The 14,476-nt window shown below is 34.6% G+C and carries 15 protein-coding genes; 1 reads left to right on the forward strand and 14 read right to left on the reverse strand.

Annotation, left to right across the window (positions count from 1 at the left end; translation table 11 throughout):
* Positions 1-14: 14 nt before the first annotated feature.
* Together ACEYOS_RS12410 and ACEYOS_RS12415 are read right to left on the reverse strand one after the other, a co-directional pair.
* Positions 15-356, reverse strand: a complete 342-nt coding sequence (locus tag ACEYOS_RS12410) for a hypothetical protein (protein ID WP_373708920.1) — start codon at positions 354-356, stop codon at positions 15-17.
* Positions 357-368: 12 nt separating this feature from the next.
* Positions 369-854 (reverse strand): N-acetyltransferase family protein, encoded by a 486-nt coding sequence (locus ACEYOS_RS12415; protein WP_373797587.1) that lies wholly within the window; start codon positions 852-854, stop codon positions 369-371.
* A gap of 230 nt (positions 855-1,084) precedes the next feature.
* Here ACEYOS_RS12415 and ACEYOS_RS12420 point away from each other — a divergent pair, with 230 nt between their 5' ends.
* On the forward strand, positions 1,085-2,383 hold the full coding sequence (locus ACEYOS_RS12420) for a DEAD/DEAH box helicase (protein ID WP_373739070.1): 1,299 nt from the start codon (positions 1,085-1,087) through the stop codon (positions 2,381-2,383).
* Positions 2,384-2,518: 135 nt separating this feature from the next.
* On the opposite strand, the gene ACEYOS_RS12425 is transcribed toward ACEYOS_RS12420, so the two are convergent.
* From ACEYOS_RS12425 to mutY, 12 genes are all read right to left on the reverse strand, one after another.
* The gene (locus ACEYOS_RS12425) at positions 2,519-2,857 is read right to left on the reverse strand and encodes a cupin domain-containing protein (protein WP_373708917.1); all 339 of its coding nucleotides are present in this window, start codon (positions 2,855-2,857) and stop codon (positions 2,519-2,521) included.
* Positions 2,858-3,003: 146 nt separating this feature from the next.
* A complete protein-coding gene (locus tag ACEYOS_RS12430) occupies positions 3,004-3,255 on the reverse strand; it encodes an FUSC family protein (RefSeq protein ID WP_373708916.1) in 252 nt (83 codons plus the stop codon).
* A gap of 219 nt (positions 3,256-3,474) precedes the next feature.
* Positions 3,475-4,035, reverse strand: a complete 561-nt coding sequence (locus tag ACEYOS_RS12435) for a hypothetical protein (RefSeq protein ID WP_373708915.1) — start codon at positions 4,033-4,035, stop codon at positions 3,475-3,477.
* A 463-nt stretch (positions 4,036-4,498) separates the two neighbouring features.
* Positions 4,499-4,798: a hypothetical protein gene (locus ACEYOS_RS12440; RefSeq protein WP_373708914.1), complete on the reverse strand. Its 300-nt coding sequence runs from the start codon at positions 4,796-4,798 to the stop codon at positions 4,499-4,501.
* A 160-nt stretch (positions 4,799-4,958) separates the two neighbouring features.
* A complete protein-coding gene (locus ACEYOS_RS12445) occupies positions 4,959-5,423 on the reverse strand; it encodes a hypothetical protein (RefSeq protein ID WP_373708913.1) in 465 nt (154 codons plus the stop codon).
* 182 nt (positions 5,424-5,605) lie between these two features.
* Positions 5,606-6,940, reverse strand: coding sequence for a hypothetical protein (locus ACEYOS_RS12450; RefSeq protein ID WP_373708912.1), 1,335 nt, complete (start codon positions 6,938-6,940; stop codon positions 5,606-5,608).
* A 565-nt stretch (positions 6,941-7,505) separates the two neighbouring features.
* A complete protein-coding gene (locus ACEYOS_RS12455; protein ID WP_373708911.1) occupies positions 7,506-8,882 on the reverse strand; it encodes a peptidylprolyl isomerase in 1,377 nt (458 codons plus the stop codon).
* 65 nt (positions 8,883-8,947) lie between these two features.
* On the reverse strand, positions 8,948-10,792 hold the full coding sequence (locus ACEYOS_RS12460; protein ID WP_373784625.1) for a peptidylprolyl isomerase: 1,845 nt from the start codon (positions 10,790-10,792) through the stop codon (positions 8,948-8,950).
* 9 nt (positions 10,793-10,801) lie between these two features.
* The gene (locus tag ACEYOS_RS12465) at positions 10,802-11,065 is read right to left on the reverse strand and encodes a hypothetical protein (protein ID WP_373708909.1); all 264 of its coding nucleotides are present in this window, start codon (positions 11,063-11,065) and stop codon (positions 10,802-10,804) included.
* Between the two features lie 75 nt (positions 11,066-11,140).
* Positions 11,141-12,061 (reverse strand): PfkB family carbohydrate kinase, encoded by a 921-nt coding sequence (locus ACEYOS_RS12470; protein WP_373708908.1) that lies wholly within the window; start codon positions 12,059-12,061, stop codon positions 11,141-11,143.
* 170 nt (positions 12,062-12,231) lie between these two features.
* Positions 12,232-12,789, reverse strand: a complete 558-nt coding sequence (gene gldD / locus ACEYOS_RS12475; protein WP_373708907.1) for a gliding motility lipoprotein GldD — start codon at positions 12,787-12,789, stop codon at positions 12,232-12,234.
* A gap of 544 nt (positions 12,790-13,333) precedes the next feature.
* Positions 13,334-14,383 carry an A/G-specific adenine glycosylase gene (mutY, locus tag ACEYOS_RS12480; protein ID WP_373708906.1) on the reverse strand — a complete coding sequence of 350 codons (1,050 nt, stop codon included), beginning with the start codon at positions 14,381-14,383 and terminating at the stop codon, positions 13,334-13,336.
* Between the last annotated feature and the right edge of the window lie 93 nt (positions 14,384-14,476).

Here is a 14,476-nt window from a genome sequence, read left to right on the forward strand (position 1 = left end):
GAGCGTGGGACTATTTATTCTGCAATAATTTTATAGTCATCAAATTTCCCATTCCAGTTTTCGCCGTAGGTTGTAAATTCTATATAGAAAATTTGACCATCAGTAACATCAATGACATAACTTAAACCCTGTTTTAAACTTTTGATCTCTATATTTTCTCCGCCGCTAAATAGAGCGTTGATGTCGTCGAAATTGATTTCTTCTTTAGCATTCGTGTAGTCAAAATGTACAATCATTCCGCTTTTAGTTATTTCGCGCTCTCTCACTTTCAAATGAGGAACGTGAGATTTTAAAGACGGATATTTTTTGATTAAATGATCTAAAAGTATTGATTCAAGTTCGTTTAATTGGTCCATAATATTGGGTTTCTAGGATTTCGGTTTAGTCCATTTAATTTTTACAGCGGAGATCTTTGGCAGCTCTATTCTTTCGCTGGTGAGAATTGCAAAATCACATTTTTCGTAAAATTTTAAAGGTGATCTATATAGTTCTCCATTCTTCTTTTGATTCGTTTCTTGGTCGATGACCCAACCGTTCAAAACTGACTCCTGTTCTTTTAAGTGGTCCAGCATTTTTCGTCCGAAGCCTTGACCTTGTATTTCATCAGCTAGAATAATGGCAAACCACCTTTCATTTTCTCGATCGAAAGTTAAGGCCCAACCTAAAATTTTATTTTCATTATTGATCAATAAGAAATGGTGCTGATCGGCTAGCTTCTCTAAATATTCGTCAAAATCAGCCAAAGAGTTGTAACAGAGTTTTTCTGGATACTCCCTATTCCACAAATCAAAGACCTGTGTTTTCTCTTCCTCTGAAAGAATTGTCGTCGTAATTATTTTCAAATTATTTTTCACTTATAAATGAATTATTTGTCAGCCACTACTCTATTTACAGCTGACTGCGCCAACTTTAAAAAGCGGTGATATGGTTTCGTGAATATAATAAAAAGATGAGTATGATATTGAAAAAGGATTCTATTTTTTCTTCAAGTCTCTTCGCTTTAAATATTTTAATAAAATTTTTAATTAAAGCTGGAAATCAATCAATTCAAAAAAACTAGGATTATCTTTGCAAAAAAATTAGCATGTCCAGACTTATCTCCGATTTAGGAATTATTAAAAAACTTCAAAACGCTTTAACCGATTTAGAAATTACGGTGGCCACTGATATTCAGGAACAGGTTATTCCGGTCATTCTGGATCAGACTGAAGATTTGGTGGCGCTGGCAAAAACGGGAACTGGTAAAACTGCAGCTTTCGGATTGCCTCTTTTACAGTTGGTAGATCCTGATAACGCAACGGTTCAGACTTTAATTTTATCGCCAACACGAGAATTAAGTCAGCAGATCTATAATAACCTGACGGACTTTGCGAAATATATGCCTGAAGTTTCCATCGTTTTATTAACAGGAGGAAATACCGTAAAATCGCAAGTGGAAGAGTTGAAATCGGCTCCCCAAATTATTGTGGCCACGCCAGGTCGTTTTTTAGATTTGCTGGAGAAAGGTGAAGTCGATATTAAATCGTTGAAGAATTTGGTTTTAGATGAAGCCGATGAAATGTTTCAAGCATTGAAGGAAGATTTGATGTCGATCTTGAAAGCAGTTCCTAAAAATCGACGTACGTACTTGTTTAGTGCGACTATGCCGGGAGAACTGAAAGATATCGTTCATAATTATATGTCGAAGAATGCGGTGTCCATTAATTCTGATATGGCGACGATTGGACATGAAGGCATTGATCATCAATATATCGTCGTAGATCCGATTGAGAAATTAGATGTGCTTTTGCACTTTTTAAATACGCAGGAAGGCGGAAGAGGAATTATCTTCTGTAAAACCAAAGCTGCCGTCAATAAATTAGCTAAAAATCTAGCGATCCGTAAAATTTCGTCAGGAGCTTTGCACGGAAGTTTAACGCAGGGAATTCGGGACCGTATCATGGATCAGTTTCGTGAAGGATATATTGACATTCTCGTCGCAACCGATTTGGTGGCGCGTGGAATTGATGTGAAGGAATTAGCGTACGTGGTGAATTACCACTTGCCTGACACGCCGGAAGCTTACGTTCACCGTAGTGGAAGAACAGGTAGAGCTGGCGCCAAAGGACTTTCGATGACGATCATTCAGCAGGAAGAAGTGAAAGAAATCGCAGATTTTGAGCAGGAATTAGGCATTAAATTTCATCCAGTTAAGAAAGCAAACGCTGAAGATATCGAATGGAATAATACTTTAGTTTGGGCGAAAAAAGTGTTTAAAACGAAGCCCAACCGTGAGGTTCCAGAGGAAGTAAGACAGCAGGTTAAAACTATCTTTCACCATTTGACGAAAGAAGAACTGGTTGATAAAGTACTCTCGAATTATTTAGCAGAGAATAGTAAATAATTATTGCTGTTTCTGTCACCAAATAATAAAGCGGTCTAAATTTGAAGTATTGAACTCCAAATTTAGACCGCTTTTCTTTTAGGTAAGTCTTGTTATCAATTTTATTTAAATTGTTTCCAACTTAAAGTTTGAGATCTATTCCACTACTTTTTTTACTCTTTCGATGGTATCAAATTTCGATAGCGTCAATCTCACAATACTGTCTTCCTGTGCCAGTAAATCGTGCGGAACATTAGCTTCCAAAGAGATCAGATCACCTGCATTCAAAACCATTTTCTCGCCCGAAACTCCGAATTCGATCGTGCCTTCGTGAATCTCGACGGTAATTGGGAAACCGGCTTTGTGTTCTTTCATGGTTTGACCTTTTCTAAAAAGGATCCGGATTTCTTTGGATGATTCTGTTTCCATCATCACCGTTACGGCTACTTTATCTTCGTTGTAATTAAGTTCGCTTCTTAAAGATGCTGTTTTCATAATTTCGATTTTTATATTATCCTTCAAGTTACTGAAATCATTCGAATATTATTTCTTGCCTGTGACGACAATTTTAATTAAAAGAGTTTGATATATTGCGCTAATATCAAAAATTCTGATTTTCGATTACCAGAATTTAAACATCTTTACAACGTTAAATTCCGTTCTTTTAATTCATTTTCAAAAGCTTTTCTGCGGGCATTATTTTTAAGAAGCATTTGAATAAAAAGTAAGGGAAAGAAAGTAATGATTCCAAGACCATATTTTACGGTGCTCCAGGTTGCAACACCGATCATCACACCGAATAAAACAGCATTCATAATATTACCTGATTTAATTTTCTTGCCTTCAAGCAGAAGGTCTTCGTTGGTTAGTTCTGATAATTCTTTTTGACTCATGGAGCGGGTTTTGTTTTGGTGATGATCTTGAATATTTAATAGTATTGACAAATATAAATATACCCAACTAAAAACTACTAATAAATATAATTGATTCTGAACATATACGATTGACTATATCTTTGTTGAATTGTTTCCTGCTGTTGAACAACTGATTTTACTTTTAAAATTCGAGAAACTTATCCTAAAGATCTGGGTAAGTTTTGATTATTTAAACGTTCAGGATTTATCTGCTCTACTATTTCTATTTTTCAAAATTAAAATTGATACGATATATACGATAACAATTGCGATCGGAATTGTCACAAATCTGTCTGCAGGAAATAAATACCAAAGCACTACCACTAAAACCGTCCGTGCAATGGCGTGAAATAGACCAACCCAATGGTCAATGATCCAGGTTAATGTAACCCACATCAGTCCAGTCAAAATGCCAACAGTTAAAGGAAGAGAGGTATAGTTTTCAATAAAAAATGGAATCGCAATTGAGTAGACCAAAACGGCTTGAGCTACGGTCAGAAAGAAGAGATTGTCAAAAGTGTTTTTAGGCTTGTTTTTGTCAAGATAATCTTCGCCCGTGAATTTCGAAATTGCCATCGCTAAATAGACGATAGAACCTGTTGCGATGAACAAGACCCAAACAGTAATTTCATCAGAAAAGAAAAGTCCAGATAAAGCTACTACAGACCACGCGATTATACCTGCGATCGGAGAAGCCAGAAGTTTCTTCTGTTTGAATTCTTCTTTCTGTTCTTCAAGCGTTCTTTGTTTGTCTGACATATTGTTGATTTGCTTACGTTACTGAATTCTTCGACTTGGTATTAAGCTGATTGTTAACGCAGGCGGGCTAAAAACACTAATCTTTCTACTTGCAAGAAACTTAATTAATCGCTAAAATCTTTGACTAAAACTTCAGATCTGCTTTGTAGAAAACTTGTTGTAGCAGTTTTCATTTTCCTTGATATAATTCCATGTATTTTTCGCGCTCTTCTTTCCAATCTTCTTCTAATGTCAACTTTTCATTCTCAATAGTTTGAATTAAGTTGTTGACTGAATTAATTTGCTCGTCATATTTAATTTCATTCTTCTTTTTTGAATAAAACTAGTAGTCATTATTTTTAAAATATTCTTTAGTTACTGAAAGAATGCGGATGAAATTATTGGCGTTTGTTCTACAATACAGATTTATAGGTTCTCCAAGAACCATTGACAGAGAAGCTAATAATGCTCCATCATTTGAAGCTTAATATTTGGGATTTGCAGAATTATAATATCTATATCGCATTCGTCCCAGATAAAATAGGAATGCTGCTTCGTTAAATTTTTCTTCGTTTAGATAATTAGCCATTTCATCGAAATATTGAGAAGGATGCTTTTTATCCAGCTTATTTGCAACTTTAAATAGTTGAATTGTATCCATTTCAACTTTGGTAATCGAATCCCCTTTCAGAAGTATATTTTTAAATAAATTTAATTCTTGATCTTGAGCACTAAGCGAGTTTGAGATTATGGAAAGTATTAGAAAGAATAGAATTTTTTTCATCAGCGGACTTTTAGTTTAAAATTGCAAATATCTGTCAGACATTTGCCGCCACGCTAAAAATACGAAAACTTTCTACTTGCTAAAATCTTAATTAATCGCTAAAATTTCGATGAAAACTTCATACCCGCTTGTAGAAATACCGTATTGTATGCAGTATTTTTTACCATTCTCTCCATTCTTCTGTAATATCGTCCTCATATTTATTATAACCTTTTGAACTTGTAGCCAAATTTATTATATCCGTGATTTCTTCACGTTCAGAGGTTTCAATAAGTTCCGACTCACATTTGTTATTCAAATTGTTAAGTTTTTCAACAGCAAATTTTACAATTTTTAATCCTTCTTCTTTAGAATTTGATTTATTAATTTCAGATAAAAATTCATTTAAAATTATTCCACATTCTTCTACGTCTTTTTTAGAATATGACGGATTTGCTATCTCCATATATTCAGTCATTGATTTTTTTAGGTTGTCAATCCGCATATTATTTGTTATTTTTTCAGGTTTTTTTACATTTTCTATTTCTTCAAATTTTGTTTTCTGCGGTGTAGATTTATTTTGTCCGTCACAAGAAATTGAAATAAAAATTATAGAACATAAAATAAACATTGAATTTAGTTTCATATACTTTGATTTTTTTTTGAAAAGTAAGTTTGTAATATTGCCGATAACGTTTCGGGGCTTGGCGATGGCGGGCAAATTGAAGCCGAAACTTTCAACTAAAATACAAATTTTAATCGAAGTACAAAACGTGAACTTTTTACTTTCCGCCCGCTATTGCCAAACCCTTGTTGTAGGCAGTTTCTTTATTCTCTGTATTTTTTAATTTCTACTAATCTACTTTCTCCATCTTTTAGTGCATTCATATCACTTTTTGACATTCTAGGATATAATGGAAAATTTCCGAAAGGTGTGGCTGTAACTTCTCCAAAAAATAAAAGTTTGTTATTAGAATTCATTGGGATTTTTGGGAAACTATCATCAATAGATTTTTCATTTTTTGCATAATTAATAGGTGCAGAAATTTCCCGAATAATATTTCCGTTTTTATCTAATTCTTGAATATAAATAATTTTATTGACAGCATCTTTATTAGATGTCCATAAGGTAATGTAAGAAACTTCATTGGTGGTCAATTTGTAATTCGTTGGATTTGAAGTTGTGTAAGGTTCTAAAACAACTACATTGATGGTTTCAAGCGTTTTAAAATCAGAATAAGTAACAAATCCATTAGATAAATATGACTTTTCAGGATTATTTTTTGGGTAATCTAATTCCATTTTTTCTTTTCCGTATAAATAGATATTCTTTATAACATTATCTTCTATGTTAACTAATACTGGTGTTTCCGCAGTAAGTTCTTGATTGTTAACAAAAGAATACTTTTTTTTGCTTAAAATACTTGCCGAAAAAATGCCACTTAATACCTTGTTAAATTCAGATTTCGGAATTTGATTATAAAAATTTTGCAATTTTTCAATTTTGTTACTTTGAAATTGAGAAAAATTATTTGCTGTTGTAAGCCTTCTATCTATTTCTTTTTTTATCACATTATACTGCATTGCTTGTAATGAAGAAGATATGCTATTTAGATTATTTGATAATTCCTGCTGAAAATTTTGTTGTGATTGAATCTGCTGGTTTCTCATATTTTGTAAGGTTGACTCATAATATGCTTGATTTTGTTGCATTTTCATATTACGTTCTTGCTCAACTCTTCTTTGAGTGTTTGTTGCCTCATTTTGTTGACGCTGATTATGGTCAACTTGTGCATTTTGACCATAATTTTGATTATTTGCAGAATTTTGATTATTGTTAATCTGAGTATTATCTTGAATTCGTTTATTTGCATCGTAAGCATTTAATTCTTGAATTCTAGAAATATGTGAAGTTGCTTGCTGTACTCCACAACGATAAGCTTCTGCATATAGTTTTTCATCGGCGTTCTTATCAATAGTTTTGTTATATATTCGAGAAGGAGTACATTTTCTTTCATCTGCTAAATGATACTGACCTCGTAAGTTTGCATCATTAATAGTTGATTCATAACCTTCTCTAAATCCTTTACTAAAAGAATTGTCTGTTTGTGCATTTATTCCGATTGCCAAGAAAAATGCAAAAATTAGTAATAATGGTCTCATAATTTTTTTTTAATTCCTGATTTACGCAATGATGCGCTTAGACGTCAAATTGGAATGTTTTTTTAATTCAGATTACCCGCCGTTGTAATTAACTTTTCAAAAATAAAACGTTTCAATTGATATATTTTACGGGAAACCGTATTTTGGAGATATTTTCTTGAAATTGCCTACAACTCTCAAATATACGCAAGTTTCGAAAATCACCAAAAAATAATACTGAGGTCGATCGTGGACATAAATATCGACACGGGGATGAGCTCTGGTGTTGTGGAAAATTTGTGGTGTGACTGAAAAGGAAATGTACTGATTGAAACAAGACAAAATGTGTAATCAACTACAGCAGAAATCGGTTGAGATAAAGACTGCCTGAACTTCTAGCCCTGAGCGAAGTGGAAATCCCGGAATGAGGCGCGAGCCGCCGCGGCGGAGAGCGGCGCATGAGGAATTGTAACGAAGAGCAGGACGGGTTTTGGAAGAAGCTCAAATGGTATTGCTCCTAAAGAATAGATGTCCATTCTGGAATCATAAGGCAAAAAAAAATCTCCGCTACTGCAGAGATCTAATTTTATTTGGTTTCAACTGTTTTACGCCAGTCGGTTTTGAAGGTACAATCCTTGTATCGATCGTTGATGGAGATAAATACATTGGGTAATTTTTCTTTCACCCATTTCTCAACCATTTCGTTTTTCTTTTTGTTGAGCGCCATTTGCTTGATTCGGTTGTAATCGGTAGAAATGTCTAATTTGTGCGCTGCGATCACATCGTCGATCTTCACGATGGTAACTGTTTTACGATCCTGTGCTGCAACATCTTCGAATACATCGGTAATATCACCTTTGTTGTACCCAGCGATCTGGTAAGAAAGCGTTGGTGGCAAATTCAGTTTTTCAATTTTATCCGATCCGTCTTCTGCAGAAGTTACAATACCAGCATTGAACTTGGTTTGCTTGTCATCTGAAAATCGGAAGGCCGCATCTTTGAAACTCATTTTACCATCTACAATCAGGGTTCTGATGCTGTCTAATTCTTTTTTCGCGGCACTGATTTCATCAGCATTTGGTTCCGCTTTCAGCAGGATGTGTCGTGCGTCATACTGCTTTCCGCTTTTCTTAACCAACTGAATTAAGTGGTATCCGAAGTCAGATTCTACAGGCTCAGAAAGTTCTCCTTCCTGTAAATTAAGTGCTGCTGCTTCAAAAGGCTTCACCATTTTCCCTTTGGAGATATTGGTGTACAAACCTCCTTTTGCCGCCGAACCTGGATCGTCGGAATAAATTCTCGCCTGACTTTCAAAGGTTTCACCACCCTGAATATCTGCTTTTATTTTATTCAATCTCGCAATGATCTCGTCTTTATGCGCATTGGTCAGTTTCGGATACATGATGATCTGAGAAAGAGAAACTTCGTCTTTCACTTCTGGAAGTTGATATTGAAACGTAGTAAAGAAATCGGTTACTTCATTCGGAGTAACATCCGCTTTCTCGGTAATACGCCCGTATTTACTTTGTCCGTAATAGTTATCGCTATCGATTTTTTCAATAGCGTTTTTCATTTCATAAGAAGTACGGAATTTATAAGTCGTCAACATCGCACGCTCATCTGGAAACTGTCCCAAGATCTGCGTGTATTTTTGATTGGCATTTTCTTTTATGGCTGCAGAACGGTTTTCGATCAAGGTATCTCTTTTCGCTTCATAAATCAAAAGCTTATTATTGATGATACTTTCAACGAACTCGCATTTGTCTGCCACGGTCGCTCCCTGCTGTTTTGCAAAGTTGGCCTGATCTTCTATATCGGATTCCAAAATAATTTCATCACCTACCACTACCGCAATACCATCAACTAAATCTCCTTTCTTCATCTGCGATTGCGCTTTACTTAGCGTGCTGAAAAACACAAGCATTAAGCTAAAGAGCAGGGTGAATTTTAAATTCTTGTTCATATCTATTTTTTATCGATTTGCAAAACTATCATTCTAAACGAAATAACGTGCATTTTTTATTATAATTATTTCTTAAAATTCTTTTCTAAATCCTTTAGGAATTCAGGTTGAACTACAATTTTCGTTTTTGCTTTTTGTTCTGCGATGATCTCGTTCAGTTTTTTCTCGTTCACGGCATCTTTCAATTCTTCAGCGGCTTCTTCTTGCGTCATTTGAGATGGCGCCAGGATTTTATCAATCGCAATGATCAAAGATTTATCGCCCATTTTGGTTTGATGAACGCCGGTTTTAAAAGGAACATTGTATTTGGTGAATACTTCTGCCTCTTTCGACATTTCGCCTTTTTCAAAGTTGACCAATACCTGTTTCTTTTCATTCAGTTTTCCAGAGAATTTTGATTTCAAAGTTTCCCAGGTTTTCGGATCTTTAATGTCTTTCGCAATTTCTTTGGTCAATTTATCATCGCCGGTGATCGCAACTCTTCCTTCTGCTCTTTCATCCCACATGTATTTGGCTTTGTTCTGATTGTAATATTCAGTCATCCATTCTGGGTGTTTTGTAATTTCTTCATTCAGATATTTAGAGAAAATATAATCAGAGAACAATGATTTTTTATTTGCAGCCAGTTCTTCTTTTACATTTTTAAGGTTGGTGAAGTTTTTACTGTAAATTCTCAACACATCCTGCGAGTTGATATTTTCGATCGCATCCGCCCAAACTGCTGGTGATAATTTAGCTGCATCATCTTTTTTGTCGCCGATCATTTCTTTGATAAATCCAGCGGTCACTTTTTCATTTTTATATTGATAAAGAACTTCGCTGTCTTTGGCGGCCATTAAATTCTGATACGATTTTTTGACTTGCTGTAAAGCTGGAAACTCTTTGTAAGTAGGATCAGTTTTCAAATAAGCCGTCATTTTATCCTGCAAAATTTCTGCGTAAAGTGAGTTGTTCATTTCTCTTAAGAAAAAGGCTCTGTTTTTCTCCGTTAAAATGTATGGTTCTACATTGTAGATATTGAACACGAAATAATTTTCGCCAAACAAAATTGGTTCTGACGTATAATAACCTGCTTTTTTACCTTTGAATAATTCATACACTTCATTTGGCAAAGTTGGTGAACCCATGATCACACCCCCATTGTCTTTTTCATGCTCGTTGCTTCCGTATAATTTGGCAACTTCCTGAAAAGTTTTTCCGGCTTTTAAATCTTTGTAGATATTTCCTTTCACCGTTTCAGAATTGCCATCTTTAGGAAAAGAAACCGTTCCGAAAACCATATAACCTAAACTTGGTCTGGAACTCAAAACTTTGGCAAATCCAATATAAGAAGGCGTATCAAAGAATTGGGTCATGGTATTGTTCGGCAGTTTTTTAATCTCTGCATACATTTGATTATCCAAACTTCCGGGTTTAATGAAAATTGCTTTCGGACTTGCTTTCGTATATTTAGAAATCGCTTCTTCCATCGTCATCTTACCAGACTTCACTTCATTGTAAACTTGTTGGTAATTGTTCTTGTCATCAGCAGTTTTTTCAAGAATGAAAATCTGCACTTCTTTTTCAGTCTGATTATCTTTTACGTAATCATTTAAAACAGGATCAATTACCTGAGCTGGAAAAAAATACTGGCCTCTTAATTCCGCTTCTTTCTCCGACATTCTTTCGCGGAAATAAGTCAGCGTATCGGCTTTCTTATCGGCTGCAAATTGCTGAAATAAGTAGAAATTCTGCGTGGTGTTAATGGTATTCTGAACACCGGTATTTTCTAAACCGTAAACATTTTCTTTTTTAAACTGAGCCAGTGAAATACTGTCTTTGCCCACAATCATATATTGTGCAGAAAGTCCACCGCCCAAAACCATCATCATCACTACACCGAATATTTTTCTCATATTTTTATCTTTCATTTTTATAGATTAGTTTGCATTACGCGCTTTAACTTCCTCTTTCACTGCCTTAAGCTGCAACCAATTGTTCACAACCATTGGAGCGAAAAACAGAGGGAAAAGCGTAAAGAAAGTAAAACCGTTTTTAATAGTTGTGAAAATTGCAACCAAGACCATTATTGAAACCAGAATAGTAAGAACGTAGAACAATGATTTTCTGGTTCTTCCTACTTTTGATAATTCTAGCTCGGTCATTTGCGACAGCTTTCCGTCTTTAGTCTGATTGGCTTTCATGTCTATTTTATATTTTTCTTATTTCTTTCCGCTACAACAAACACGAACTGATAAGATTTGTAATTTCCAGGAAAGTTAAACGTTCACTTCAAAAGTGGTTAATTCTTTAAAGCTCTGAATTCTTTCCAACATTTCAGCTTCTGTCACTTCCTCCAAACGCTGAGTTCCGAATTTTTCAACTGTAAAGGAAGCCATCGCAGAACCTACGATCAGAGCAGATTTCATGGTTTCGAAAGAGAAATCTTCTTTCTTGGCTAAATAAGAGGCAAATCCACCCGCAAAAGTATCTCCAGCTCCAGTTGGATCGTAAACTTCTTCTAAAGGTAAAGCAGGAATGGCAAATATTTTTCCTTCGTGGAATAGTAAAGCACCGTGTTCTCCTTTTTTAATGATCACGAATTGTGGACCCATTGCGTGAATTTTCTGAGCCGCTTTTACCAATGAATATTCACCAGAAAGCTGTCTCGCTTCTTCATCATTAATAGAAATTACGTCAGTTTTAGCAATCATTTGCAATAAAATATCCATTGCAGAATCCATCCAGAAATTCATGGTATCAAGGATTACCAGTTTCGGACGGTTATGCATTTTTTCTAAAACTGAAAGCTGCACGCCCGGATGTAAATTTCCTAATAATAAGATTTCTGCATCCTGCATTGATTCAGGAATTTTGGGATCGAAGTTTTCTAGAACATTTACTTCTGTAACCAAAGTATCTCTTGAATTTAAATCGTTGTGGTATTTTCCACTCCAGAAAAAAGTTTTTCCTTCTTTGATGATCTCAATTCCTTCGATATTCACTCCTCTTCCAGAAAGCATGTCTAAATCGGTCTGTGGAAAATCGCCACCCACTACGGAAACAATTCCAGATTCTACACCCAAAATCGAAGATGCTATACTAATATAGGTTGCAGCGCCACCTAAAATTTTATCTGTTTTTCCGAAAGGAGTTTCAATCGCATCGAAGGCAACTGACCCAACAACTAATAATTTCATATCTAATTCTTTTTTTTAAATGTACTTTGTTTCTTAATATAAATAGGATCACATCCTACTCTTTGTTAAATCACCACTTGGTGGCTTTATATTTTATCATCTTTAAATTGAAAAATAGTTTTACTACAATCTCCCAACATTGCTTATTACTAATTATCCATCACTCCTTGTTACTTCTTCCATTCAAAACTTTCAATCAAACGCATCATATCCTTTTTAATATAAGCTACCGCCGGCGCTAATGAATCCGGTTTCGGTCTGGAATTGAAATATAAATTTGCCGTCACATAATGACGCGTAGAATCCGTTACAAAAAACTGGAGATTCGAAGCGCTTTGTCCTTTTAATTCATAAAAGTTTCCAAAAACTTTGTGCTCTGGAAAACTGAAGGATTTCGTATCGATCGAGCTTGCTTTGATGGTATGTTCGTAAACCATTTTCTCCGATTCTTTGACATGCAGATCGAAGTCGTTTTTAATGGGAAAATAGGTAATAAATACTTTCGCTTTCATTTCCGGATATTCGATATAATACCAACACGGATTTTTCGCCTCTCTAACTTTCGCAAAATCAGAGTAGTCAAAACCAAAATTACAGGCAGATGTGAACCGTTGATATTTCGGGGTGGGATATTCTAAACGAAGTTCACCAGAAGGTTTTGGCTGCGTTTCCTCTGAACAGGAAAGTAAAACAAATCCTAAAAAAGTGAAAATGAGTTTTTTAAACATTGCGCAAAAATACGAATTAGTTTTAAATTTTTAAAAAAGATAATTATGGTTCGAATTGAGTTCTGAAAACCGAGACTTTTCTTGTTTTTTATATGGTGTGATTATTCAAAGATAAAAATTTAAGTTCCCGTAAATTTTGTGGACTGAGCGAATTTCATCATTATGCATTTAATTAATCTGCACGATCTGCAAAATCTGCGGGATAATTTTGATTAAAAAATTTGAACCATTAAGGTTTTGATTAAGGAGTTAAGGTTCATTAAGATTTCCTACGGAAATTGTGCTGCGCCAATCTTCATGAACTTTTAGATTATATTTAAAAGCTTTTTACATCATAAAACCTTTGTGACTTTGTGGTTTAAAAAACTAAAAAACATCAGCTGAATTGAACCTTTAAGTTTTCTATAAAGGTGTTAAGGTTCATTAAGGTTTTCCTACGGAAATTGTGGTGCGCCAATCTTCATGAACTTTAATACCATCGTAATCACTTCGAACAGACCGTAAAAAACTTTGTGACTTTGTGGTTTAAGAACTTCGGTTTATCTTAAAACAGTTCAGTTCTTTTAAAAAAATCAGTTAAGTAATTTTCTAAGGGTTTTGGGAAGGATTTAAGATGCGATTCTTCTTCATTAATAATTAGATAATCATTCTCAACAGCAAATTCGGTGAAAACTTCTTTGGACTCCAATCTAACATGACTCATTTGGATGGTTAAATTTTTATGAGTGAGTTTATGAGTTATTGTCTTGTGTTTAATCTTGAATTCCTCCCAGTCTACGGGAATTTCAATCGGAAATTCATAGAGTTTTTTCCAGATGAAATCATCTTTTCTTTGTTTGACTAAAAACTGTCCATCAAATTCTACAAAAGAATAAAAAAGTTCTAAATCGGTTGCTTTTACTTTCTTGGTTTTCACCGGAAAATTTGGAATCTTTCCTAAATTAAAAGCGAGGCAATCTTTATTTAAAGGACAGGATTCACACAAAGGATTTCTGGGCTTGCAGATTTCTGAACCTAGATCCATCATCGCTTCATTAAAATGTCCGGCTTCATTTTCGGGCATCATCTTTAAAGCCAATTCAGAGAAATATTCAAATGCTTTTGAATTAGAAACATCGAAATCATCTGCAAAAACTCTGGACAAAACTCTATAAAAATTACCATCTACCGCCGCAATTTTTTTACCGAAACAAATGCTGGAAACTGCTGCAGCAGTGTACTTACCAACGCCTTTTAGTTTTAAAATCTCGTCATGTTCTTTCGGGAAAGCTCTCTTAAAATCATTCATAATTTGAAGAGCAGCTTTGTGTAAATTTAAAGCTCGGGAATAATAGCCAAGCCCTTTCCAATACAGTAAAACTTCATCGGTTTCAGCCTCGGCTAAAGTCTGAACATCAGGGAATCTTTCAATAAAATTTCGATAATGATTTAGACCTTGCTCTATTCGGGTTTGTTGAAAAATGATTTCGCAGATCCAAATCTTGTATGGGTCGTTGGTTTTTCGGAACGGTAAATCTCTACCGTGAATTTGATACCATTCGAGCAATTTCCTACCAACATGAAGAAAATCAGCATTTTGTTTTTTTGTTTTCAAAAATTCTTATTATATTTGCACACCAAAAATATAAATAAAAAAAGGAAATGACAAAGGCAGAATTGGTAAACACCATCTCAAATAAATTGGGAA

This window comes from Kaistella sp., assembly GCF_041824135.1.
Taxonomy (GTDB): domain Bacteria; phylum Bacteroidota; class Bacteroidia; order Flavobacteriales; family Weeksellaceae; genus Kaistella.